This window comes from Neorhizobium vignae (assembly GCF_000732195.1).
Lineage (GTDB): Bacteria > Pseudomonadota > Alphaproteobacteria > Rhizobiales > Rhizobiaceae > Neorhizobium > Neorhizobium vignae.
This window is the reverse complement of sequence record NZ_JNNU01000004.1, coordinates 103,259-126,282: the sequence shown is the minus strand read 5'-3', so window position 1 is coordinate 126,282 and position 23,024 is coordinate 103,259. Positions and strand designations below refer to the sequence as shown.

22 protein-coding genes are annotated in these 23,024 nt (G+C 61.5%); 12 read left to right on the top strand and 10 right to left on the bottom strand.

The window, feature by feature from the left end; translation table 11 throughout:
- Positions 1-4 precede the first annotated feature (4 nt).
- Positions 5-412, bottom strand: coding sequence for a VOC family protein (locus tag GQ59_RS07480; protein ID WP_037079494.1), 408 nt, complete (start codon positions 410-412; stop codon positions 5-7).
- An 18-nt stretch (positions 413-430) separates the two neighbouring features.
- On the bottom strand, positions 431-1,147 hold the full coding sequence (rph, locus tag GQ59_RS07475; RefSeq protein WP_037079491.1) for a ribonuclease PH: 717 nt from the start codon (positions 1,145-1,147) through the stop codon (positions 431-433).
- A 175-nt stretch (positions 1,148-1,322) separates the two neighbouring features.
- On the opposite strand from rph, the gene hrcA reads away from it, so the two are divergent.
- Both hrcA and grpE read left to right on the top strand, forming a co-directional pair.
- On the top strand, positions 1,323-2,402 hold the full coding sequence (gene hrcA, locus GQ59_RS07470) for a heat-inducible transcriptional repressor HrcA (RefSeq protein ID WP_037079489.1): 1,080 nt from the start codon (positions 1,323-1,325) through the stop codon (positions 2,400-2,402).
- Between the two features lie 116 nt (positions 2,403-2,518).
- Positions 2,519-3,160, top strand: a complete 642-nt coding sequence (gene grpE / locus GQ59_RS07465; protein ID WP_037079486.1) for a nucleotide exchange factor GrpE — start codon at positions 2,519-2,521, stop codon at positions 3,158-3,160.
- Positions 3,161-3,356: 196 nt separating this feature from the next.
- On the opposite strand, the gene ptsN is transcribed toward grpE, so the two are convergent.
- From ptsN to lptC, 6 genes are all read right to left on the bottom strand, one after another.
- Positions 3,357-3,821 (bottom strand): PTS IIA-like nitrogen regulatory protein PtsN, encoded by a 465-nt coding sequence (gene ptsN, locus GQ59_RS07460; protein WP_037079484.1) that lies wholly within the window; start codon positions 3,819-3,821, stop codon positions 3,357-3,359.
- Between the two features lie 76 nt (positions 3,822-3,897).
- Entirely contained in the window at positions 3,898-4,473 is a 576-nt protein-coding gene (gene hpf, locus GQ59_RS07455; RefSeq protein ID WP_037079483.1) for a ribosome hibernation-promoting factor, HPF/YfiA family, read from the bottom strand.
- A 248-nt stretch (positions 4,474-4,721) separates the two neighbouring features.
- The gene (gene rpoN / locus GQ59_RS07450) at positions 4,722-6,278 is read right to left on the bottom strand and encodes an RNA polymerase factor sigma-54 (protein ID WP_037079482.1); all 1,557 of its coding nucleotides are present in this window, start codon (positions 6,276-6,278) and stop codon (positions 4,722-4,724) included.
- 189 nt (positions 6,279-6,467) lie between these two features.
- On the bottom strand, positions 6,468-7,274 hold the full coding sequence (gene lptB, locus GQ59_RS07445; RefSeq protein WP_037079480.1) for an LPS export ABC transporter ATP-binding protein: 807 nt from the start codon (positions 7,272-7,274) through the stop codon (positions 6,468-6,470).
- Positions 7,275-7,286: 12 nt separating this feature from the next.
- Positions 7,287-7,841 carry an LptA/OstA family protein gene (locus tag GQ59_RS07440; protein ID WP_037079478.1) on the bottom strand — a complete coding sequence of 185 codons (555 nt, stop codon included), beginning with the start codon at positions 7,839-7,841 and terminating at the stop codon, positions 7,287-7,289.
- Positions 7,842-7,853: 12 nt separating this feature from the next.
- Positions 7,854-8,522, bottom strand: a complete 669-nt coding sequence (lptC, locus tag GQ59_RS07435; RefSeq protein WP_037079475.1) for an LPS export ABC transporter periplasmic protein LptC — start codon at positions 8,520-8,522, stop codon at positions 7,854-7,856.
- 206 nt (positions 8,523-8,728) lie between these two features.
- Here lptC and sppA point away from each other — a divergent pair, with 206 nt between their 5' ends.
- From sppA to GQ59_RS07420, 3 genes are all read left to right on the top strand, one after another.
- Positions 8,729-9,685: a signal peptide peptidase SppA gene (gene sppA / locus GQ59_RS07430; RefSeq protein WP_037079472.1), complete on the top strand. Its 957-nt coding sequence runs from the start codon at positions 8,729-8,731 to the stop codon at positions 9,683-9,685.
- Between the two features lie 26 nt (positions 9,686-9,711).
- A complete protein-coding gene (locus GQ59_RS07425) occupies positions 9,712-10,011 on the top strand; it encodes an integration host factor subunit beta (RefSeq protein WP_007759833.1) in 300 nt (99 codons plus the stop codon).
- 103 nt (positions 10,012-10,114) lie between these two features.
- A complete protein-coding gene (locus GQ59_RS07420; protein WP_037079469.1) occupies positions 10,115-10,450 on the top strand; it encodes a lipopolysaccharide assembly protein LapA domain-containing protein in 336 nt (111 codons plus the stop codon).
- A 16-nt stretch (positions 10,451-10,466) separates the two neighbouring features.
- On the opposite strand, the gene GQ59_RS07415 is transcribed toward GQ59_RS07420, so the two are convergent.
- Positions 10,467-10,922 carry an SRPBCC family protein gene (locus GQ59_RS07415; RefSeq protein ID WP_037079466.1) on the bottom strand — a complete coding sequence of 152 codons (456 nt, stop codon included), beginning with the start codon at positions 10,920-10,922 and terminating at the stop codon, positions 10,467-10,469.
- A 175-nt stretch (positions 10,923-11,097) separates the two neighbouring features.
- On the opposite strand from GQ59_RS07415, the gene GQ59_RS07410 reads away from it, so the two are divergent.
- The 5 genes from GQ59_RS07410 to olsB all read left to right on the top strand — a co-directional run bounded on the left by GQ59_RS07410 (position 11,098) and on the right by olsB (position 16,360).
- Positions 11,098-12,207 (top strand): class I SAM-dependent methyltransferase, encoded by a 1,110-nt coding sequence (locus tag GQ59_RS07410; RefSeq protein ID WP_084683106.1) that lies wholly within the window; start codon positions 11,098-11,100, stop codon positions 12,205-12,207.
- Complete coding sequence (locus GQ59_RS07405; protein WP_037079454.1) at positions 12,204-13,064, top strand: TrmH family RNA methyltransferase; 861 nt, start codon at positions 12,204-12,206, stop codon at positions 13,062-13,064. Before GQ59_RS07410 ends, GQ59_RS07405 begins: the two co-directional genes overlap by 4 nt.
- Positions 13,061-13,552, top strand: coding sequence for a signal peptidase II (lspA, locus tag GQ59_RS07400; protein ID WP_037079451.1), 492 nt, complete (start codon positions 13,061-13,063; stop codon positions 13,550-13,552). The genes GQ59_RS07405 and lspA overlap by 4 nt, the downstream gene beginning before the upstream one ends.
- A gap of 54 nt (positions 13,553-13,606) precedes the next feature.
- Positions 13,607-15,388, top strand: a complete 1,782-nt coding sequence (locus tag GQ59_RS07395) for a hybrid sensor histidine kinase/response regulator (RefSeq protein WP_051903861.1) — start codon at positions 13,607-13,609, stop codon at positions 15,386-15,388.
- 99 nt (positions 15,389-15,487) lie between these two features.
- Positions 15,488-16,360 (top strand): l-ornithine N(alpha)-acyltransferase, encoded by an 873-nt coding sequence (olsB, locus tag GQ59_RS07390; protein ID WP_037079448.1) that lies wholly within the window; start codon positions 15,488-15,490, stop codon positions 16,358-16,360.
- Positions 16,361-16,629: 269 nt separating this feature from the next.
- Here the strand turns inward: olsB and GQ59_RS07385 are convergent, their stop codons facing one another.
- Positions 16,630-18,927 carry an NADP-dependent malic enzyme gene (locus tag GQ59_RS07385; protein WP_037079446.1) on the bottom strand — a complete coding sequence of 766 codons (2,298 nt, stop codon included), beginning with the start codon at positions 18,925-18,927 and terminating at the stop codon, positions 16,630-16,632.
- A gap of 197 nt (positions 18,928-19,124) precedes the next feature.
- On the opposite strand from GQ59_RS07385, the gene mutS reads away from it, so the two are divergent.
- The gene (mutS, locus tag GQ59_RS07380) at positions 19,125-21,773 is read left to right on the top strand and encodes a DNA mismatch repair protein MutS (RefSeq protein ID WP_244447935.1); all 2,649 of its coding nucleotides are present in this window, start codon (positions 19,125-19,127) and stop codon (positions 21,771-21,773) included.
- A gap of 161 nt (positions 21,774-21,934) precedes the next feature.
- Positions 21,935-22,966, top strand: a complete 1,032-nt coding sequence (locus tag GQ59_RS07375) for a helix-turn-helix domain-containing protein (protein WP_051903860.1) — start codon at positions 21,935-21,937, stop codon at positions 22,964-22,966.
- Positions 22,967-23,024 lie beyond the last annotated feature (58 nt).

Sequence of the window (23,024 nt, the reverse complement as noted above, 5' to 3'; positions counted from 1 at the left end):
ATTCCTATTCGATATTCCAGAGCCTCGGCTCTGCGCATTCCAGGCTGTTGCCGGCCGGATCGCGGAAATAGATTGAGCGGGCACCGTTCGGCCAGCGGAAATCGCTTTCGATGGCAATGCCCGCCTTGTTGAGCTTTTCCTTGAGCAAGTCAATCGCTTCGCTCGTCATGCGAAAGCAGATATGCCCAGGCCCCGTCGCACCATGGGGCGGAACCGGCAACGCACCGGCCGGTGGTGGCTTCACGGTCTCAGCAGGATTGAAGATCAGCAGGATGCCCGGCCCGCAGCGGAAGAACACATGCCGGTTGCCCGCGCGCAACACTCTCTCAAGTCCGAGAATGCCGCCGTAAAACGCTTCGGCGGCATCGAGATCATCGGCATAAAGTGCGGTTTCGAGAATGCCTTCGATCAAGCCGCACCTCTTTCAATATCAGGCAATCGCCGCCTTCTGCATCGCCACCAGTTCCTGGGTGCCGTCCTGGGCGAGTGCCAGCAGCTTCAGGAACTCTTCCTGGCTGAACGGCTTGCCCTCGGCCGTGCCCTGCACTTCGACGATGCCGCCGGTGCCCGTCATGACGAAATTGGCGTCGGTCTCAGCAGCCGAATCCTCGATATAGTCGAGGTCGATCACCGGCTGGCCGGCAAAGATGCCGCAGGAGATCGCCGCGACATGATCCTTCAGCACCTTGTCGACCTTGGTCATCGAGCGGGCTTCCATCCACTTCAGGCAGTCGTAAAGCGCAATCCAGCCACCGGTGATCGAGGCCGTGCGAGTGCCGCCATCCGCCTGGATGACGTCACAGTCGATGGTGATCTGCTTTTCGCCGAGCGCTTCGAGGTCGATCACGGCGCGCAAGGAGCGGCCGATCAGACGTTGGATTTCCTGGGTACGGCCGCCTTGCTTGCCGGCGGCGGCTTCGCGCTTCATACGGTCGCCGGTGGCGCGCGGCAGCATGCCGTACTCGGCCGTCACCCAGCCCTTGCCGCTGTTGCGCAGCCACGGCGGCGTCTTTTCTTCGAGACTCGCGGTGCACAGCACGTGCGTGTCGCCGAACTTCACGAGGCAGGAGCCTTCCGCATGTTTGGAGAAATTGCGCTCGAACGAGACCTTGCGCATCTGGTTCAACTGTCTGCCTGAAGGCCGCATGCTTCACTCCCTGGATTTCTGTTTTCGCCTTCTACGGCTCCGGCCAAGCTTTTGCAAAGAAAAAGGCCTAATGCGTGTACAGTAGCCGATTGTGGCTGCGGTGATTTTCCCTTTGGAGAAGGGGCGGCGAATGACTATATTTTGTGAAAACATCAACGGAACGGTGAAGGTCTAGATGGGATTTTCGGCATCGACGGGTAGGGACAGCGGCTCTGTGCTCGATGACCGTTCGCGGGAAATTTTCCGCCGCATCGTGGAAAGCTATCTGGAGACCGGCGAACCGCTCGGCTCGCGAAATCTTTCCCGCCTGCTGCCCATATCGCTGTCGCCGGCGTCGGTGCGCAATGTGATGAGCGATCTCGAGGAACTCGGGCTCATCTACTCCCCGCATATCAGCGCCGGCCGCCTGCCGACCCAGTCCGGGCTTCGTTTTTTCGTCGACGCTTTCATGCAGGTCGGAGACCTCTCCGCCGAGGAGCGTGCCAATATCGACCGGCAGATTCGGCCCGCGGATCGCGATCAGCCGATGGAGAGCCTGATGGCGGAGGCGAGCCGCATGTTGTCGGGCGTCTCGCGCGGCGCCGGGATCGTCATTACCACCAAGAGCGACCCGGTCCTAAAGCACGTCGAGTTCATTCGTCTCGAACCGACCAAGGCGCTTGCGGTGCTTGTCGGCGATCATAACCAGGTGGAAAACCGTATTATCGAACTTCCGGCCGGCGTGACATCGTCACAGCTGACCGAGGCGGCCAATTTCCTCAACGCCCACCTGAGCGGCCAGACGCTGCCGGAATTGCGCGGCCAGCTGAAGACGCTCAAGGATCAGGTACAGGGAGAGCTCCATGCGCTCTCGCAGGAACTGGTTGAGCGCGGTCTTGCGGTCTGGTCCGGCGATAGCGAGGAAGGCAAGCCGACCCAGCTCATCGTCCGCGGCCGGGCAAATCTGCTCGAAGGCCTGGCGGATGTTGCCGATCTCGATCGCCTGCGGTTGCTTTTCGACGATCTCGAAAAGAAGGACAGCCTGATCGAAATCCTCGATCTCGCTGAGAAGGGACCGGGCGTGCGAATCTTCATCGGCTCGGAAAACAAATTGTTCTCCCTGTCGGGCTCTTCCCTCATCGTGGCGCCCTATCGTGACGGCGAAGACCGGATCGTCGGCGCTGTCGGCGTCATCGGGCCGACGCGGCTGAACTATTCGCGCATCGTGCCGATGGTGGATTACACCGCGCAGCTGCTTGCCAGGCTGTCGCGCTGAATTCACGGCGGTGCCGCCCAACTTTCCCATCAAGCCTTGATTTTTTCACTTTAAACCTCGATATCGGGCACAAATCCAAGCCCATAAATCCAAGCCAAGAATAACCGGAGACCGTCATGACCGACGAAACCAACAAGAACGGACCTGACGCAACCGCCGCGGAGAACACGGTTGAAGCTGTTGCATCTGCTCTTGAGGACGCGGCCAACCAGAAGAATGCCGAGGCGCCTGCCGCCGAACCGGATCCGCTGGAATTGCTGAAAGCCGAAAATAACGAGCTGCGCGACCGCTTTCTGCGGCTGGCGGCCGAAATGGATAACCTGCGCCGCCGCACCGAACGCGAAATCAAGGACGCCAAGTCCTATGCGGCGGCCGGCTTTGCGCGCGACATGCTCGCCGTTTCGGACAACCTGCGCCGGGCGCTGGATGCCGTGCCGACCGAAATGCGCGCGACGGCAGATGCCTCGCTGACCACGCTCCTGGAGGGCGTCGAGATGACCGAGCGCTCCATGCTGTCGGCGCTGGAACGCCACGGCGTGAAGAAGATCGATGCTGAAGGCCAGAAATTCGATCCGAACTTCCACCAGGCCATGTTCGAGATCCCCAACCCGGCTGTTCCGAACAACACCGTCGTTCAGGTCGTCCAGGCCGGTTTCACGATCGGCGAACGCGTGCTGCGCCCCGCCATGGTCGGCGTTGCAAAGGGCGGCCCGAAGGCGGAAGTCTCCGCGGAAGCCGCCGGCGAGAAAAATGCCTGAAGGCTTTGAAAAGCGGGCGCAGGCCCGCTTTTCGGTTTGCGCCAGGCACTCAGTCGGCGTTTCGCAGTCCTGATGGCAAGCGTCCGCACCACCAATTCCACAGATCTTCCAGCTGAACTGCTGCCCAAGAACAAAACCGCCCGGCGCTTTGTCAGCAGCCGGGCGGTTCGTTTCGTCCCCACGAAAGTGTATGCGGTCAGGCGGCGTGGTTTGCCTGCTCCTCGTTGAGGAAGGCATAGATCGCCGAAGCGGAATCGGTCTTGCGCAGCTTGGCGACAAGTTCCTGGTCGCGCAGGACGCGTGCGATGCGCGACAGGGCCTTCAAATGGTCGGCGCCGGCCCCTTCGGGTGCGAGCAGCAGAAACACCAGATCGACCGGCTCGTCATCGAGCGCTTCGAAATCGACAGGCGCTTCAAGGCGCGCAAAAATACCCTTGATCGATGAGATGCTGTTGAGCTTGCCGTGCGGGATGGCGATGCCGTGGCCAACGCCGGTGGAGCCGAGCCTTTCGCGCTGCAGGATGATGTCGAAGATTTCTCGTTCGCTCACACCCGTCAGCTTGGAAGCCTTGGCCGCCAGCTCCTGCAATAGCTGTTTTTTGGAATTTACCTTTAGGGCAGGAATAATCGCATCTTGCTGCAGCAAATCTGCCAATGCCATTCTCGTCATCCTTCGTGCCGCAAGAGCTTGTGCCCTAGGCGAAGGGGAGCGCCGTCTCCGACGCTCTCCCCAGGTGTCAGTTCTTGATATTGGTGGAATCGATCCAGCCAATATTGCCGTCATTGCGGCGGTACACAATGTTCAGATGTTCCTTGCCGGGGCTGCGGAACAGAAGAACAGGCTCGTCTGTCATATCAAGTGCCATGACGGCGCTTGCGACCGTCATCGTCTTCAACTGCTTCGAGCTTTCCGCGACAATGGTCGGCGCGAAATCCTCGGGCACTTCCTCCCCTTCATCCGGTACGCTGTCCATAACAGTGTAGGCAACTTCCGCATAACCATTCACATGGTTGCCGGCATGATGATCCTTGAGCCGCCGCTTGTAGCGGCGCAGACGCTTTTCGATCCGCTGTGCTGCGGCGTCGAAACTGATCTGCGGATCATTCGCCTCGCCAGCCGCATGCAGGACGATCCCGGTATCGAGATGCACCTTGCAGTCGGCAGAAAAGCGCGAACCAGCCTTTTCCACGATGACTTGGCTCGAATAGCCTCCGTCGAAGTATTTTGTAACCGCTTCTCCGATTTGGTCCTCGATCCTTTGACGGAACGAATCGCCAATTTCCATATGCTTACCGGATACACGCACACTCATGGAGTTCTTCCTTCTTGTCGTGACTTGCGTGTTTCAGTCTACGCCAAGCCGTCCCCTCATCCAAGCCGTTCGCACGCCACTGCGCTAAATTGCTGCAATCGGTGCCTGTCTGGATGATGGGACACGTTTCGTGCCATGTCCCGTGCAGTTGCGGCGGGCTTCTAGCGCCCGATGTTTTAAATGTCAACGGTGGCCGGTCTCGGGATTTCTACGTAGGCCTGTGGAGAACCGCCTGTTTCGCCCATGTTTCAGTATGCCGCGACCCCGGCGATCGCACGCTTTTCGCGGCGGCGCTGAACGGAGGAGGGGATGTTCATCGCCTCGCGGTATTTAGCGACGGTCCGGCGCGCAAGCTCGACGCCGCCGCGTTTCAGGCTGATCACGATATCGTCGTCCGAAAGCACCGCATCCGGCGTTTCCTGGGCGATGAGCAGGCGAATCCGGTGGCGCACGGCCTCGGCCGAATGGCTGTCGCCGCCTTCTTCCGCCGAGCCGATCGACACCGTGAAGAAATATTTGAGTTCGAACAGGCCCCGCGGTGTCAGCATGTATTTGTTGGAGGTGACACGGCTGACCGTGGATTCATGCATCTTGATCGCTTCGGCAACGGTCTTGAGGTTGAGCGGCCGCAGGTGATCGACGCCGTGCATCAGGAAGGCATCCTGCTGGCGGACGATTTCGGTCGCCACCTTCATGATCGTCTTGGCCCGCTGGTCGAGGCTGCGCGTCAGCCAGTTGGCGTTCTGCATGCAGTCGGAAAGGAAATTATGGTCGTCGCCGTTCTTCGGGCAGTTCTTCGACACCGTCTGGAAATAGGTGTGGTTCACCAGAACGCGCGGCAGGGTGTCCGGATTGAGTTCCACCATCCAACCGCCGTCGGGTGATGCACGCACGACGATATCCGGCGAAATCGTCTCTGACATGCCGCGCTCGAAACCCGCGCCGGGCTTCGGGTTGAGGCCGCGAATTTCGGCCAGCATGTCGATCAGGTCTTCGTCGTCGACGCCGCAGATCTTTCGAAGCGAGGCGAAGTCGCGTTTGCCGAGCAGATCCAGATGTCTGATCATGGCATCCATGGCCGGGTCGAGCCGGTCCTTTTCCCGAAGCTGGATCGCAAGACATTCGCTGAGCGATCGGGCGAAGACGCCCGGCGGATCGAGCGTCTGGAGCGAGTGCAGGATGGCCTCCACATTCTCGGAGCTTCTGCCGAGGCGGGCGGCGATCTCCTCGATGTCGCCCAGCATGTAGCCGGCCTCGTCGAGCTGATCGACGAGATGCTGAGCAATCAGGCGGCTGGCCGCATCGACGATCAGGAAGGGAATCTGCTGGTTCAGGTGGTCGCGCAGCGTCACCTGGCCGGCGACGAAATCATCCAGGTCGTAGTCTTCGCCGGACTCGCCGCCCGGCATCGATTTCCACTGGCTGAGCAGCTCCGGCGCATCGGCGCGCCGCACCGGGCCGTCGTCCGGGAAGACGTTTTCGAAGCCCGTATCGAGCCCTTCGCCCAGCCTCTCGGCGCTGATGGCGGAGGAGCCCTCATACCAGTCGCTGTCGACTTCAGCGGCCGCCGAACTCTCGCGGCTTTCGGTCGGGGCAAAGTCGTCGGCTGTCTCGAAGCCTGTTTCCGCGTCGTTTTCGCTCTCGCTTGATGTAATTTCAAGCAGCGGGTTCTTTTCGACTTCCTGGGCGATGAACTGGTTGAGTTCGAAATGCGTCATCTGCAGCAGCTGGATGGATTGCATCAGCTGCGGTGTCATCACCAGCGATTGGGTTTGGCGTAGGAAAAGATTAGCGGATAAACCCATGGCTGACGCGAAACTCCCCTGCAATCCCCTTGAACCACCCGGTCATGGAGTGGTGGACGCTCGACTTCGCCGAGCCCCACAAGGCCAAATTTGCATCTGGCACAAGAATTGCTTTTTTGAAAGATTTGGTCAAGCGCTGCAGTGCGGGAAAGTAAATTTCTTTGTCACGCTGCAACGACCAATTCGCGCCTAGAGGCTGAACTTGTCACCGAGATAAAGACGGCGAACATCCGGGTTGTTGACGATATCGTCTGCCCGGCCATGCGTCAGCACTTCGCCCGCGTGGATGATGTAGGCCCGGTCGATCAGGCCCAAAGTCTCGCGGACGTTGTGATCCGTTATCAGAACGCCGATCCCGCGCGCCGTCAAGTGGCGTACGAGGTTCTGAATGTCGGAGACCGAAATAGGGTCGACGCCGGCAAAGGGTTCGTCGAGCAGCATGAAGGCGGGGTCTGTCGCAAGCGCCCGGGCAATTTCGAGGCGCCGGCGTTCGCCGCCGGAAAGCGCCACGGCCGCCGATTTCCGCAGCTGGCTGATGTGGAACTCTTCGAGCAGCTCGTCGAGCTTGCTTTCCCGCTTGTCCCTGTCCCGCTCGTGCACTTCCAGCACCGCGCGGATATTTTCCTCGACGGTCAGGCCGCGGAAGATCGAGGCTTCCTGCGGCAGATAACCCACGCCCAGGCGGGCGCGGCGATACATCGGCATGTGGGTGACTTCGTTGCCGTTGATCGCGATCATGCCTTCGTCCACCGGCACCAGGCCGGTGATCATGTAGAAGCAGGTCGTCTTGCCCGCACCGTTCGGCCCGAGCAGCCCGACGGCCTCGCCGCGGCGCACGACCAGTGACACGCCGTTGACGACGCGACGGGTATCGTAGGTCTTCGAAAGACCATGCGCGACCAGCGTACCCTCGTAGCGCGCTTTATCGCGTACGACGAAGGGTTCGGGCGCGGACGGCTTCCTTGCCGACAGACTGGGGAGGAACGGTATTTTCACGTCAAATGTCTATTATTGCTTCGGTCGCGATTTCGGGTCGAGCAGGATTTCGACCCGCCCGCCACAGGCGTCGAGCTTGGCCTGGCCGGTTTCCATCAGTACGGTGAGTTTGCAACCCTTGAAGACGTTGGGGCCTTCGGAGAGCACGACCTGCTTGCCGGAAAGCACGAAGGTCTGGGATTTCATGTCGAACTCGCCCTTCTCGGCGGTCGCCTGCTGCGTTCCCGAGGTCAGGAATACCGTCTCGTCAAGAAAGATCTTGTCGATATCGGCACTGCCCGAGGTCACCGAACCACCTTCACCGGTATAAAGAACCGTCATCTTGCCGGCCTTCATCGTGGTCGTGCCCTGCACGACCTGGACGTTGCCGGTAAAATAGGCCTTCTTTTCCTGCTCCTTGATCTCGAGCTGGTCGCTCTGGATCTGGATCGGCTGGTCGCCGGAAAGCTTCAGGCCTTCCATCTGGCTGGTGGTGGTCTGTGCATGCGCGGTCGCTGCCAGACAGGAGATAAATCCTGCCGCGATCAGAACTGCGGTATTGCGTGTAAGAAGGCGGCGATTGATCATGACGGCCGGGCTCTATTTGCCTTGGTTGCGGATGGTGGCTGGATCGAGATGGACGCGAACCTGGCCCTTGAAGGTGATGGTACGCCCCTTATCCGTTATCTTTAAAGACTCTGCAACAATAGAGCCTTCTTTCATGGAGATATCGACGTGCTGGGTTGATTCCATCACGCCCGCGTTGATATCGAGGTGCGCGGACTTGAAGCGGGCGGTGATCCCGTTGCTCAGATTGACGTCGAACGGGGAGTTGAGATCGAGCATGTCGGTGCCGCGGTCGAAGTCGGCGGCTGTCGCGGTCACCCGCGCGATCACGTCGTCGTTGACCGGTACGGCGGCCTTGACGTCCTCGAGCGTGATCATGTTCGAGTTCTGGATATCCTGCAGCGCGCGGGTGGCGGTCATCGAATAGCTGATGCCGTCATTGTTGCGGCCAGAGATCGCCGGCCGTTCCATGACGATCTTGCCGTTCTCGATCCGGGCGCTTTCAATCGAGAGGTTCTCCGGCAGATAGGCGCGGATGATCGAGACCCCGATGAAGGCGGCCGAAATCACGCCGGCCAGGATGGGCAGCAGTATCTTGAGCCTGCGCACGATCGCGGAATGCGCCAGCGCCGCCTGATAGGCATCTGCGCGCGGCTCCAGCGCCGCCGCAAAGCCTGCCGTTTTTCGAATATGCTGCAGCATGAGTGCCGGATAGTTCCTTATTAGCCCGTCTCCATTCTCATCCCGGTTGTGACGGATGGAGCGGTTGCGAGCTTTGCTTTGTCCGCCAATATGGTTTTGATTCAATCAACAAACAATAATGGACAACATAAAAACGTGATGTGGCCCGCTGCAAAACGCGCTAGAGAGCCTATTTAGCAACGGCGGTTCATCTCGAAGGTGGTTTTATGGATCAAATGGCAATTGCGGACCGGCGTTCCCTGCGCCGCAAGCTGAGTTTCTGGCGGGTCGTCGCACTTGTTTTCCTGGTCGGCATCGGATTCGCACTTTACCGCGTCGTTGCCGGCGAGGGTGTCGGATCTGCGGTGCCGCATGTCGCCCGCATCGAAATCTCCGGCATGATCACGGATGACAAGGACCTGCTGGACCGCCTCGACAAGATCGCCCAGAGCAGCCAGGCCAAGGCGCTGATCGTCTCGATCTCTTCGCCGGGCGGGACGACCTATGGCGGCGAGCGCATCTTCAAGGCGATCCGAAAGGTTTCCGAAAAGAAGCCCGTCGTTTCCGATATCCGTACATTGGCCGCCTCTGCCGGCTACATGGTCGCCACGGCGGGCGACCAGATCGTCGCGGGCGAAAGCTCTATCACCGGATCGATCGGGGTGATCTTCCAATACCCGCAGATCGACGAGGTGATGAAGAAGATCGGCGTCTCGCTGCAGGAGATCAAGTCTGCGCCGCTGAAGGCCGAGCCGTCGCCCTTCCATCCGGCAAGCGAGGAAGCCAAGACGATGATCCGCAACATGGTCATGGACAGCTACGCCTGGTTCGTCGATCTCGTTGCCGATCGCCGCAAGCTGCCGCGTGACGAAGTTCTGAAGCTCGCGGACGGAACGATCTTCACTGGCCGCCAGGCGCTCAGTGCCAAGCTTGTCGACAAGCTGGGCGGCGAGGAGGACATCCGCGCCTACTTTGAGTCGCGCGGCGTTTCCAAGGACCTGCCGGTTGTCGATTGGAAGGAGCGCAATTCCTCCTCGTCCTTCTGGTTGGCGAGCGCCGTCAGCGAGCTGTTCAAGCTCTCCGGATTCGGCCAGACGATCACTCCCGACGCCCTTCGCACCTTCGGCGCCGACAAGTTGTTTCTTGACGGTCTTGTCTCCGTTTGGCAGGTTGGGCGCGGTTGAAAATCTAAACTTTTCAGGGGGCAACCGTGATCAAGTCAGAACTGGTGCAGATCGTCGCGGCTCGCAATCCGCATCTCTACCACCGCGACGTCGAGAACATCGTGAATGCCGTGCTCGACGAGATCACAGATGCCCTGGCAGGCGGAAATCGTGTCGAACTGCGCGGCTTCGGCGCGTTTTCCGTGAAGAACCGTCCCTCCCGGTCCGGCCGCAATCCGCGCACCGGCGAGAGCGTTTTCGTCGAGGAAAAATGGGTTCCTTTCTTCAAGACGGGCAAGGAACTGCGTGAACGCCTGAACCCGGGCCTCGATGACGAAGAAGATTGATCCTTTCGACGCAGCTTTCCGCCGCCCTTGAAACCCCACAAAGCGCGCCTATTCTGCAACAGATGCTGCTAAAACAGCGGACAGTCTGCTGCCGGAGATTCCCATGGACAAGTTCAAAAAGATCGTCTCGCTCGTGGTCTTCGTACCGCTCGGCATCGTGTTGATCGTGCTCGCCGTGGCGAACCGCCAGGTGGTGACCCTGGCGCTCAATCCCTTCCGGCCGGAAGACGGGATGCTGGCGGTGAGCGCACCCTTCTTCCTGTTCCTGTTCCTGGCCTTGCTGATAGGGATGTTCATCGGTTCGTTCGTGACCTGGTGGAGCCAGGGCAAGCACCGCAAGCAGGCTCGCGTCGAAGCACGCGAAGCGGTCCGGTGGCAGAACGAACACAAGGCCGCCGTCGCTGGACGGCCGGCCTCGGCGCAACTTCCTTCCAAGTAAATTCAGGTGAAGTAAATCAGGCTTGCGCGGCCTTTGCGACCACGGCCTTGTTGAAATCCGCGAAGAACTGGCCCGCGAGTTTCTGCGACGTGGAATCGATCAGGCGCGAGCCGAGCTGCGCGATCTTGCCACCCACCTGTGCCTTGGTGGAGTAGCGCAGCAGCGTATCGCTGCCGTCTTCGACCAGCGTAACGGTCGCGGAGCCCTTGGCAAAACCTGCGATACCGCCCTTGCCCTCGCCCGATATCGTGTAGCTTTCCGGCGGGTTGATGTCGGAGAGTGTCACTTCGCCGGAAAAGTTCGCGGAAACCGGACCGACCTTCAGCTTGACGGTCGCGGAGAGCTCGGTCGGAGACTTCTGTTCGAGCGTCTGGCAACCGGGGATGCACTGGCGAAGGATTTCCGGATCGTTCAACGCCGCCCAGACCACTTCGCGAGGTGCTGCAATACGTTCTTCGCCGCCCATATCCATGTGATGATCCTCCATCCACCGTTGCTAGCCTTATTGCAAGGGTGGTGATCTTTGCCAAGGGGGACAAAAGGCGGACACGCCGGGTCATCAATAAAACACGCAGCCGTCGGCTCCCCGGCTTTGAAGAATGACGAGCAAATGCTATCTGCTGCCGCAAGTCTCAAAATCCAGGCGGATGAACGTATTGAAGAACAAGGAAAGGCGGCCGGGTGAAAAAGCCCGGAGCGAGGCGGGCAACCGGTCCTCCCGCGGGCACGCCACCGCAAAACCAGCGGCAGTCAGGCAGGCACCGCGGCCGCAGGAAAGGGTCGCCAAACCCGCGCCGGCCGCGGCATCGGCGGAAACCCGTCCGCTTTTGCCCCGCAGCGGCGAGCGGCCGCCCGAGCGCGTGCCGATCATTCTCGAATCGTCCGGTGCGGGGGATTTTCACCTGATCGATAGCGGCAACGGGCTCAAACTCGAGCAATACGGCCCTTATCGCATCGTCCGGCCCGAAGCCCAGGCGCTCTGGCAACCGTCTCTTCCCGCCCATCTGTGGGAAAAGGCGGACGCGCTCTTCACCGGAGACACGGACGAGGACGGCATGGGCCGCTGGCGCTTCACCAAGGAAGCACTGGGTGAAACCTGGCCGCTGTCGCTGCTCGGCACCGATTTCCTCGGCCGCTTCACGTCCTTCCGCCATGTCGGCGTCTTTCCGGAGCAGATCGTTCACTGGGAGTGGATGAAGAACCGCATCGAGGAGGCGAAGCGGCCGGTGAAGGTGCTGAACCTGTTCGGCTATACAGGCGTCGCATCGCTGGTCGCCGCCGCCGCCGGCGCGGAAGTTACCCATGTGGACGCTTCCAAGAAGGCGATCGGCTGGGCTCGTGAAAACCAGTCGCTCGCCCGTCTCGACAAGGCGCCGATCCGCTGGATCTGCGAGGATGCGATGAAGTTCATCCTGCGCGAGGAGCGTCGCGGCAACCGCTATGACATCATCCTTACCGATCCGCCGAAATTCGGCCGTGGCCCGAACGGTGAAGTCTGGCAGCTTTTCGATCATCTGCCGCTGATGCTCGACATCTGCCGCGAACTGCTGTCGCCGAAGGCGATCGGGCTGGTGCTGACCGCTTATTCCATCCGCGCCAGCTTCTATTCCATCCATGAGCTGATGCGCGAGACGATGCGCGGCGCCGGCGGCGCCGTGGAATCGGGCGAGCTCGTCATCCGCGAGGCGGGGCTGGACGGCAAGACGCCGGGTCGCGCGCTTTCCACTTCCCTTTTCAGTCGCTGGGTGCCGGCATGAACGACGATTTTCAGAAGTCCGGACCACGGCGGGTCGGCCAGGTGAAGGAAGTCACCTCCCTTTCCAATCCGATCATCAAGGACATCAAGGCGCTTACCAACAAGAGGGACCGCGAAGAGAGCGGCACCTTCATGGCCGAAGGCCTGAAGCTCGTCATCGATGCGCTGGAGCTCGGCTGGGAAATCCGCACGCTGGTCTATGCAAAGGCGGCCAAGGGCAAGGCGCTTGTCGAGCAGGTGGCGGCAAAGACCGTTGCCCATGGCGGCCTGGTGCTGGAAGTCAGCGAGAAGGTGCTCTCCTCGGTCACCCGCCGCGACAATCCGCAGATGGTCGTCGGCATTTTCGAGCAGCGTTGGAAAAGGCTCGATGATCTGCGGCCGGGCAGGGACGAGACGCTGGTCGCGCTCGACCGCGTGCGCGATCCCGGCAATCTCGGCACCATCATCCGCACCGCCGATGCGGCAGGCGCTACCGGGGTAATCCTGGTCGGCGAATGCACCGACCCGTTTTCGCTGGAAACCGTGCGGGCCACCATGGGCTCGGTCTTTGCGGTACCGGTCGTCAAATGCTCGGCGGAAGAATTCCTGATCTGGCAGAAGCGCTCCGGCACCCAGGTCGTGGCGACCCATCTCGCCGGCGCCGTCGACTATCGCACTGTGGATTATTCGAAAAAGCCGGTCGTGCTGCTGATGGGCAACGAGCAGTCCGGCTTGCCGGACAATCTTGCCAGGGCCGCCGATCGTACCGTTCGCATTCCTCAGCAGGGCAGGGCGGATTCGCTCAACCTCGCCGTCGCGTCCGCCGTGATGCTCTTCGAGGCCCGCCGCCATCTGCTGACCCTGGACGAGAAGAAATGACCGCACGCGTAGCCCTTCTTTCGCGGCCCCTGATAGCTCTGGTCGTCATCGCTATCGCCGTCATTCTCGATCAGGCGGTGAAGATCGCCGTCGAGAATTATCTTCCGATGCAGGAGGCGGTGCCGCTTCTGCCGGTGCTGGCGCTCTACCGAACCTATAACCTCGGCGTCGCCTTCTCGCTGCTGTCCGGCATGGAGCGGGAATTCATCGTCGGCATGCGGGTGCTGATCGTCGCCTTCGTGTTCTGGCTCTGGCGCCGCACGCCGAAGGACCGTCCTTTCGCCCATTCAGGTTTCACGCTGATCATCGCCGGCGCGATCGGCAATCTGATCGACGGCTTCGTCTACGGGCACGTGATCGATTACATCCTGTTCCACACCGAGACATGGTCCTTCGCCGTCTTCAATCTGGCGGACAGTTTTATCACTATCGGGGCGGGCCTGGTGATCCTCGATGAACTGTTCGGGCCGAAAAAGGTCGATCAGTAAAATTTTACCTGATTGCTCTAAGGATTGGGAAAGAAACCCGGTTAGTCTTTCCCAATGCGAGATATCGCCGAAATACATGAACGGATCTCGAAGGCGTTCGCGTCTCCCGCCGCGGCCGATACGGCCGAACCGGTGTTGGAAAAGATCGAGCCCGCATCGGGATTGCGGCAGGATGAAGAAAAGGGCGCGCCGCGAAGCGTCTTTGCCGCGCTCTTTTCCCGGATATCCGAGTGGCGCCACCAGCGCACGGTTCCCCGTCTCCAGCATGCATTAAAGAATGCCGAGGCGGCCAGCGCGGCGAAATCCCGGCAGATCGCCACCGTCGTCCATGAAATCCGCACGCCGCTCAACGGCATTCTCGGCATGACCCATCTTCTTGGCCAGACCAAGCTGACGGCGGAACAGCAGAACTATCTGAGCGGCATTCGCCAGTCCGGTTATGCGCTGGCGCAGCTCGTCGAAGACCTGCTCGATTATTCGACACTGGAAGCCGGCCGCTTCCGGCTCAACAACCGGGCGGAAAATCTCCGCCACGTCATCGAAAGCGTCGTCGAGATGTTGGCGCCGCGCGCCCACGAGAAACGCATCGAGATCGCCGCGACGATGACTGCCGATCTCCCCGATCTTCTGGATCTCGATCCGGGCCGCATCCGGCAAGTGCTTTTCAACGTTATCGGCAATGCGGTGAAATTCACCGCCCATGGCGGCGTGCTGGTGCGGGCGGCGGTCGAAGAAGGTAACGTCGCCATTGCCGTCATCGATACCGGTCCCGGAATGGCGGCCGATGAACTGAGCCGGGTTTTCGGTGAATTCGAGCAGGCGGGTTCCGCCGAGGCGCGCAGCGGCGGCACCGGTCTCGGTCTCAGCATCGCCTCCCGCATTCTGACGGAGTTCGGTGGGTCGCTTTGCGTCGCCAGCCAGAAGGGGGTCGGCAGCACGTTCACAATCCGTTTCCCTTTGCATTTTGCGGAAACGGCCCAATCGGGGACCGGCGAACGCAACCAGTTGCTGGCCATGTCCCGGGTTCTGCTTCTGGCGCCGGAAGGGCCTGCCGCCAGGGCGACGGTCGCGACGATCGAAACGCTTGGCGGCCGCTGCCGGCACGTCGCCAACACGGCCGACGCCCAGATGCTGATCGACCGCGCCGAGACAGGGCCGCTGCCCTATACCGACCTGATCGTCGATCACCGGCTGGCCTCCGATTATGCCAATGAAAAGGCGCATGCGCCGCTCCACCGCATCCTGCTCGTCAACCCCGAGGAACGCGCCTCCCAGCCGCAGGATTTCTTCGACGCCTGGCTTATCCGGCCGCTCCGGGAAAAATCCCTGATCGATGTCTTGAGCGGCCGCCTGCGCGGCTTCGGCACACGGGACGCGCTGAATGACAATCAGGCCATGCCGCCGCCGCCCGTCATCGAAAAGCATGGCGAAGGGCTCGATGTGCTGCTCGGTGAGGACGATCCCGTCAACGCGCTGATCATTCGCTCGGTTCTTACAAAGGCCGGTCATCGGGTCCGTCTGGTCGACGATTTCCCCACGCTGATCGAGACGGTACTCAACCGGGACATATCGTTCGATCTCATCATTTCCGATATGTACATGCCTGGAGGAGATGTCTTCAATCTCCTGGCGGCGCTGCGTGGCGAGGAGCAGGAGGGCATCCGGCCCCTGGTCCCGGTGATCGTGCTGACAGGCGAGAGCCGCGAGGCGACGCATCGCGAGGTGCTTCTGAATGGGGCCAGCCGCGTCTTCGCAAAGCCGGTCGATCCGCTGACGCTCCTGGAGGAGGTTCGAATTTTGGGAGTTCTCTCTACCGAGCGCCAGCAGGCGCGTTGACGCGACCATCGCTGGAACCTATTGTGACAGCGAATGTCACGTTCTTGTCGCAGAGAAGTGATTTAAGGCGGTGATCAAACCGGGACGGGGAGAATCACCTTGGCAATCGAACTCCTGAACCGTGAAGTGATACCTGAAACAACCCAGGCGCCGGCCTCCGCTCCGGTAAGCGGCGATGTCTTCGGCCGCATTGGCACGCTCGAAACGCGGCTTGCCCGCAGCGAGCGTGAAATCGATGCCGCCCAGGCGGTTCGCTACCGCGTCTTCGTCGAAGAAATGCACGCGACCTTGAGCCCGGACGCCATGCGCCGCCGCCGCGACGTCGATGCCTTTGATGCGATCTGCGACCATCTTCTGGTCGTCGACAACGCAATCGAAGGTGATATCGAAGATCAGATCGTCGGCACCTACCGCCTGCTGCGCCAGGAAGTGGCGCTGGCCAATAACGGCTTCTATTCGGCGTCGGAATTCGACATCGAACCGCTGCTTGCGCGTCATCCCGACAAGCAGTTCATGGAGCTCGGCCGCTCCTGCGTGCTGCCGGACTATCGTACCAAGCGCACCGTCGAACTGCTCTGGCAGGGCAATTGGGCCTATTCGCTGAAGCACGGCATGAACGCGATGTTCGGCTGCGCGTCCTTCCCGGGCGTTTCGCCCGAAGAACACGCCATGGCCCTGTCTTTCCTGCACCATACGGTCTCGACCAAGGGCGACTGGGCGGTTTCGGCGCTGCCGGAACTCTATCGCTCTATGGACCTGATGCCGATGGAAGGCGTCAACGCCCGCAAGGCACTCTCCCTGTTGCCGCCGCTGATCAAGGGATATCTGCGCCTCGGTGCCATGGTGGGCGACGGTGCGGTCATCGACCACGCCTTCAACACCACCGACGTGCTGATCGTCCTGCCGATCGCCTCGATCTCGGACCGCTACATCACCCACTTCGGCGCCGACGCCGGACGGTTTGCGAGCTAGGCGGCGTTTCTCGAAACGCTCCCAGTCCAGCGGACGAACCGGATCGGGCCGCTGTATTTGGCTGTGGTTTCGTCCGAAGCCAGCAATAACATGCCTTCGCTCATGCTTGCGCGATAAGGATGCGGTCGAACGCGTGCTCTGTTGAAGCGAGTCAGCCTCCAGCGCATGGGAGGCTGTCACCGCCAATTCACCGAAACCATTTTCGACCAGGACCCGATAGAGCATGCGGGGCGGAAGCTCGGTCCACCGGTACCTCGTTTACAGGAAACTCACGTCCCGGCGTTGTAGGCCGCGATTGCCGCCATGTTGACGATGTCGCTGTCCTTCGCACCCATCGAGGTGATCTGCACCGACTTGTCGAGACCGACAAGCAGCGGGCCGATCACCGTCGAGGCGCCGAGTTCCTGCAGCATGCGGGTCGAGATCGAGGCGGAATGGATCGCCGGCATGACCAGCACGTTGGCTGTACCCGAGAGCCGGCAGAACGGATATTGCTCCATCCGGTGCGAGTTGAGCGCCACGTCCGCGCCCATTTCGCCGTCATACTCGAAATCCACGCGGCGCTGGTCGAGAATCTTGACCGCTTCGCGAACCCGTTCCGACCGTTCGCCGATCGGCTGGCCGAACGTCGAATAGGCAACGAGTGCGACACGCGGCTCATAACCCATCCGCTTTGCGACGCGGGCGGCTTCGACGGCGATGTCAGCAAGATCCTCGGCATTCGGCATGTCGTGGACAGCCGTGTCGGCGACAAAAATCGTCCGGCCGCGCGCGATCACCAGCGATACGCCGATCACCTTGTGCCCCGGCTTCGGATCGATGCAGCGGCGGACGTCCTGGAGCGCCGTCGCATAATTGCGGGTCGTGCCGGTCACCATCGCATCCGCATCGCCGATCGCGACCATGGTCGCGGCGAAATGGTTGCGGTCGTTATGGATAAGACGCTGGACATCGCGATGGAGGAAGCCTTCGCGCTGCAGGCGTGCATAGAGGTGGTCGATATACGCATCGACACGATTGGAGAGGCGTGCATTGACGACCTCGATGCCGGGACGGTCGAGATCTATGCCGGCCTTTTCCGCCGTCGCGCGGATAACGTCGTCACGACCGAGAAGGATGGCAGTGCCGAGCTTCTGGTTGGTGAAGGAAATCGCCGCGCGCATGACCTGTTCTTCTTCGGCCTCGGCAAAGACGACGCGTTTCGGGAAGCGGCGCACACGCTCGTAGATGCCCTGTGTCGTCGCGGCGATCGGGTCGCGGCGGGCGGAGAGCTCGCGGCCATAGGCGGCAAGATCGGTGATGTTCTTGCGGGCAACGCCGCTTTCCATCGCCGCTTCGGCAACGGCGACCGGGATCGCCGAGATGAGGCGCGGATCGAAGGGCACCGGGATGATGTATTGCGCGCCGAAGCGGGGGCGGTTGCCCTGGTAGGCGGCGGCGACATCGTCAGGCACGTCTTCTCGGGCGAGATTGGCGAGTGCCTTGACGGCTGCGATCTTCATCGCGTCGTTGATCTGGCTGGCCCGAACGTCGAGTGCGCCCCGGAAGATATAGGGGAAGCCGAGTACGTTGTTGACCTGGTTCGGATAGTCCGAACGGCCGGTCGCCATGATTGCGTCGTCGCGGATGCGGGCGACCTCTTCCGGCGTGATTTCCGGATCGGGGTTGGCCATCGCGAAAATGATCGGCCTGTCGGCCATGGAGCGGATCATCTCTTCGGTAAAGGCGCCCTTCTGGGAAAGACCGAACACGACGTCCGCGTCCTTCATGGCCTCTTCCAGGGTCCGCCTGGTGGTTTTCACCGCGTGGGCGGACTTCCACTGGTTCATGCCTTCGGTACGGCCCTGGTAGATGACGCCCTTGGTGTCGCAGAGAATGATATTTTCCGAATTGAAGCCCATCGCCTTGATGAGTTCGACGCAGGCGATCGCCGCGGCACCGGCACCGTTGCAGACCAGTTTGGTTGTCTTGAGGTCCCGGCCGGTCAGCTCCAACGCATTGATCAGGCCGGCGGCGGCGATGATCGCAGTGCCGTGCTGGTCGTCATGAAAGACCGGGATATCCATCAGCTCGCGCAGGCGGCTCTCGATGATGAAGCATTCCGGCGCCTTGATATCCTCGAGATTGATGCCGCCAAAGGAGGGGCCGAGGAAGCGCACGCAGTTGATGAATTCGTCGACGTTTTCGGTATCGACCTCGAGGTCGATCGAGTCGACGTCGGCGAAGCGCTTGAACAGGACCGCCTTGCCTTCCATCACCGGTTTCGAGGCGAGCGCCCCGAGATTGCCGAGACCGAGGATAGCCGTGCCGTTGGAGATGACGGCCACCATGTTGCCGCGCGTCGTGTAGTCATAGGCGGTTGCCGGGTTTGCGGCGATTGCCAAGACCGGCACGGCAACGCCCGGCGAATAGGCCAGCGACAGGTCGCGCTGGGTCGCCATCGGCTTGGTAGGAACCACTTCGAGTTTACCGGGGCGGCCTTCCGAATGGAAATCGAGTGCTTCCTGTTCGGTTACGGAAGCGCGCGAACGTGCGGCCTTCTCCGTGGCCTTGTCCTTGGCAGGCATGTCTCCTCCAGCTTTTTGTGGGCAGCCGTCCTCTAGGCCGCGGCAGATGTTGTCTTTCAGGTGTCTTCATCGATAGTGTCGCAAGTTCCAGCGCGCAACAAAAAATCGGTTCCGTGACCCAGTTTGAAAGATTCCCCATCGACGCCCTGAATACGGCCGAGCTTGCCTCGGAGGAAAGCCGCGCCTCGGCGACGCCGATGATGGAGCAATATATCGAGATCAAGGCGAACAATCCCGGTTCGCTGCTCTTCTACCGCATGGGCGATTTCTACGAATTGTTCTTCGAGGATGCCGTCGATGCGTCGCGCGCGCTTGGCATCACGCTCACCAAGCGCGGCCAGCATCTCGGCCGCGAAATCCCGATGTGCGGCGTGCCGGTTCACGCTGCCGACGACTATCTGCAGAAGCTGATCTCGCTCGGCTTCCGCGTCGCCGTCTGCGAACAGGTGGAAGACCCGGCGGAGGCCAAGAAACGCGGCTCGAAATCGGTGGTGAAGCGTGACGTGGTCCGGCTGGTGACGCCGGGCACGATTACCGAGGAAAAACTCCTCTCACCCTCCGAGTCGAACTACCTGATGGCGCTTGCCCGCATCAAGGGGGCCGCCGAACCGCTTCTGGCGCTCGCCTGGATCGATATCTCCACCGGCGTCTTCCGGTTGGCGGAGACCGATCAGTCCCGGCTGCTCGCCGATATCCTGCGCATCGAACCGCGTGAACTGATCCTGCCGGATACGATGTTTCACGACGCCGAACTGAAGCCCGTCTTCGACGTGCTCGGCAAGGTCGCGGTTCCGCAGCCGTCCGTGCTCTTCGACAGCGCCAGTGCGGAGGGCCGCATTACCCGCTATTTCGGTGTCGGCACGCTCGATGGTTTCGGCAATTTTTCCCGCGCGGAACTGGCTGCTGCCGCGGCGGCCGTCGCCTATGTGGAAAAGACCCAGATCGCGGAACGGCCGCCGCTCGGACGCCCGGAGCGAGAAAGCGGCGCCTCGACGCTGTTCATCGACCCGGCGACCCGCGGCAACCTGGAACTGACCAAGACTTTGTCCGGCGAGCGTGAAGGCACGCTTCTGAAGGCGATCGATCGCACGGTAACCGGCGGCGGGGCTCGCCTGCTCGCCGAACGGCTGATGTCGCCGCTGACGGATCCCGACCGCATCAACCGGCGTCTCGATTCCATCTCCTTCCTGCTCGAGGAGCCATCGCTCTGCAGTGAACTGCGCTCCGGCCTGAAGCACGTGCCGGATATGCCGCGCGCCCTGTCGCGTCTGGCGCTCGACCGCGGCGGCCCGCGTGATCTCGGCAGTATCCTGCAGGGGCTGGAAGCGGCCCGCGGTGTCGCGGCCTTCCTTGACCGGGCCATGCTGCCCGAGGAACTGGGGCAGGCGCTTCGCGATCTGAAGGCCTTGCCGCTTCATCTGGAATCCATGCTCGGCAACATGCTGGCGCACGAACTGCCGCTCCTCAAGCGTGACGGCGGCTTCCTCGCCGATGGCGCTCATTCGGAACTGGACGAGGTGCGGGCGTTGCGCGACCAGTCGCGCCGGGTCATCGCCGCGCTCCAGCTCCAATATGCCGAGGAGACCGGGATCAAGTCGCTGAAGATCAAGCACAACAACGTGCTCGGTTATTTCATCGAGGTGACGGCCGGAAATTCCGGCACGATGACCGATACGCCGGAAGGCAAGGCGCGCTTCATCCACCGCCAGACCATGGCGAGCGCCATGCGGTTCACGACGACGGAACTTGCCGATCTCGAAAGCCGCATCGCCAATGCCGCCGACAAGGCCCTGACCATCGAGCTTGAAGCCTTCGACAGGATGGTCGCAGCGGTGACCTCGGAGGCGGAGGCGATCAAGGCCGGCGCCCGGGCGCTGGCGGTGGTCGACGTCGCGGCGGCCCTTGCCATGCTCGCCGATGAGTGGAGCTATCGCCGTCCGATCGTGGACGCCTCGCGGATGTTTGCGATCGAAGGCGGCCGCCATCCGGTGGTCGAGCAGGCGCTGCGCAGACAGTCCGTCGGCCCGTTCATCGCCAATGATTGCGATCTCTCGCCGCATAATGGCGGCGAGTTCGGTGCGCTCTGGCTGCTCACCGGCCCGAACATGGGCGGTAAATCGACTTTCCTGCGCCAGAACGCGCTGATCGCCATCCTTGCGCAGATGGGGTCCTTCGTGCCGGCGACGTCGGCCCATATCGGTATCGTCGACCGGCTTTTTTCGCGCGTCGGCGCGTCGGACGATCTGGCCCGCGGGCGCTCCACCTTCATGGTGGAGATGGTCGAAACGGCCGCGATCCTCAATCAGGCGAGCGACCGTTCGCTGGTCATCCTCGACGAGATCGGCCGTGGCACCGCGACCTTCGACGGTCTGTCGATCGCCTGGGCGGCGGTAGAGCACCTGCACGAGGCGAACAGATGCCGCGGCCTCTTCGCCACCCATTTCCATGAGCTGACCGTGCTTTCGGAAAAGCTGAACCGGCTTTCCAACGCCACGATGCGGGTTAAGGAATGGGATGGCGAGGTGATCTTCCTGCACGAAGTCGGCCCAGGCGCTGCCGATCGTTCCTACGGCATCCAGGTCGCGCGGCTTGCGGGTCTTCCCGACTCGGTGGTCGCCCGTGCCCGCGACGTGTTGACCAAGCTCGAGGATTCCGACCGCAAGAACCCGGCAAGCCAGCTGATCGACGACCTGCCGCTCTTCCAGGTCGCGGTCCGCCGCGAAGAGGCGAAACGCGCCGGGCCGTCCAAAGTCGAGGACGCGCTGAGGGCCCTCAATCCGGACGACATGACTCCGCGCGATGCTCTGGACGCGCTCTATGCGCTGAAGAAGCAGCTGAAGGCCTGACGTTCCGGCAAGATCTGTGGGTGCGCGATCCTGCGCTATCCACGATGAGGGATCGTGCCGGGGTCGCCTTTCGGGAACCCTTGATCCGCATGGTCATTTCGGCCCGGAACGTGTTAATGCCTTCAAGATCATGATTCAGGCCGTTTTCACCGGGGCTCCCAGTGCTGTCCGTTCCCCTGCCTTTTCTTGCCGGCCTTGTTTTCGCGCTGACGCTCTACCGTAGCCTGAAGGGTGTCGACGCGCCCGGCTCGCGTCGTTATTTTTTCGCCTTCCTTGTTCTCTATGCCCTGCAGGGTGTGATCGTCGGCCTGCACTTCGGTTACGGCGTCAAGGCGCTTGCGCCGGTTCAGCCGATTACCGCTGCGATCATGCCGCCGCTTGCCTTCCTGGCGTTCCGCGCGTTGATGGACGAACCCCTCGAAAAGCCCTGGCTGCATATCCTGCCGCCCCTGGCTGTCGCCGCCGCTATCGGTTTCCTCCGCGATCTCGTCGATCCGTTGTTGCTGGTGATCTTCTTCGGCTACGGCATCGCGCTCTGGCGCCTGACGCTCCTAGGCGGCGCGGACGTGATGGCGGAAGCCTCGCTTCCGCGCATGAGACCGGCTCTGCGCGCCGCCCGATTGACCGCCGGCCTGATGCTGTTCTTCGCCCTCAGCGATGCCTCGCTGGCCGTCTACACCAGTATCCACGGCGCGGGCGATGTGCCATTGGCTGTCACGATCATGAATCTGGCGGCGATAGCAGCTGTGATCGTCTACTATTTTTCACCCGATTTTTCGTCGGCCAAACCGGCTGCAGCTTCCCCTTCGATGGAACCGAGGGAAGAATGCAGGGTCGCGCTCTCTCGCATCGAGACCGCGCTGGAGGAGAACGGACTCTACCGCAGCGAAGACCTGAGCCTTGCGAAGCTTGCCCGCAGGGCGAGGCTTCCCGCCCGTGAGGTTTCGGCCGCCATCAATCGCGCGACGGGGCTGAATGTCTCGCAATTCGTCAACGATCGCCGCATCGCCGAAGCCTGCCGCCTCCTGCGGGAGACCGAACGGACGGTGATCCAGATCATGCTGGATGTCGGCTTTTCGACGAAGTCGAACTTCAACCGTGAATTCCGCCGCGTGACGGGCATGAGCCCCAAGCAATGGAGAGCCGAGGCAAGGACCGCACAAGACGGCGGTGCGATAAAAACACGGCCTTGAACTTCAAAGCGGGAAGCAACAACTTTGAAACGTCCGATGATGATAATCGTTGGTCAAG

What these genes read in the sequence shown, in the direction of transcription:
- rph (WP_037079491.1), bottom strand. Translation starts at nt 1,147, where the DNA reads ATGCGGCCTTCAGGCAGACAGTTGAACCAGATGCGCAAGGTCTCGTTC.
- hrcA (WP_037079489.1), top strand. Translation starts at nt 1,323, where the DNA reads ATGGGATTTTCGGCATCGACGGGTAGGGACAGCGGCTCTGTGCTCGAT.
- grpE (WP_037079486.1), top strand. Translation starts at nt 2,519, where the DNA reads ATGACCGACGAAACCAACAAGAACGGACCTGACGCAACCGCCGCGGAG.
- ptsN (WP_037079484.1), bottom strand. Translation starts at nt 3,821, where the DNA reads ATGGCATTGGCAGATTTGCTGCAGCAAGATGCGATTATTCCTGCCCTA.
- hpf (WP_037079483.1), bottom strand. Translation starts at nt 4,473, where the DNA reads ATGAGTGTGCGTGTATCCGGTAAGCATATGGAAATTGGCGATTCGTTC.
- rpoN (WP_037079482.1), bottom strand. Translation starts at nt 6,278, where the DNA reads ATGGGTTTATCCGCTAATCTTTTCCTACGCCAAACCCAATCGCTGGTG.
- GQ59_RS07440 (WP_037079478.1), bottom strand. Translation starts at nt 7,841, where the DNA reads ATGATCAATCGCCGCCTTCTTACACGCAATACCGCAGTTCTGATCGCG.
- lptC (WP_037079475.1), bottom strand. Translation starts at nt 8,522, where the DNA reads ATGCTGCAGCATATTCGAAAAACGGCAGGCTTTGCGGCGGCGCTGGAG.
- sppA (WP_037079472.1), top strand. Translation starts at nt 8,729, where the DNA reads ATGGATCAAATGGCAATTGCGGACCGGCGTTCCCTGCGCCGCAAGCTG.
- GQ59_RS07420 (WP_037079469.1), top strand. Translation starts at nt 10,115, where the DNA reads ATGGACAAGTTCAAAAAGATCGTCTCGCTCGTGGTCTTCGTACCGCTC.
- GQ59_RS07415 (WP_037079466.1), bottom strand. Translation starts at nt 10,922, where the DNA reads ATGGATATGGGCGGCGAAGAACGTATTGCAGCACCTCGCGAAGTGGTC.
- GQ59_RS07410 (WP_084683106.1), top strand. Translation starts at nt 11,098, where the DNA reads ATGAACGTATTGAAGAACAAGGAAAGGCGGCCGGGTGAAAAAGCCCGG.
- GQ59_RS07405 (WP_037079454.1), top strand. Translation starts at nt 12,204, where the DNA reads ATGAACGACGATTTTCAGAAGTCCGGACCACGGCGGGTCGGCCAGGTG.
- lspA (WP_037079451.1), top strand. Translation starts at nt 13,061, where the DNA reads ATGACCGCACGCGTAGCCCTTCTTTCGCGGCCCCTGATAGCTCTGGTC.
- GQ59_RS07395 (WP_051903861.1), top strand. Translation starts at nt 13,607, where the DNA reads ATGCGAGATATCGCCGAAATACATGAACGGATCTCGAAGGCGTTCGCG.
- GQ59_RS07385 (WP_037079446.1), bottom strand. Translation starts at nt 18,927, where the DNA reads ATGCCTGCCAAGGACAAGGCCACGGAGAAGGCCGCACGTTCGCGCGCT.
- mutS (WP_244447935.1), top strand. Translation starts at nt 19,125, where the DNA reads ATGATGGAGCAATATATCGAGATCAAGGCGAACAATCCCGGTTCGCTG.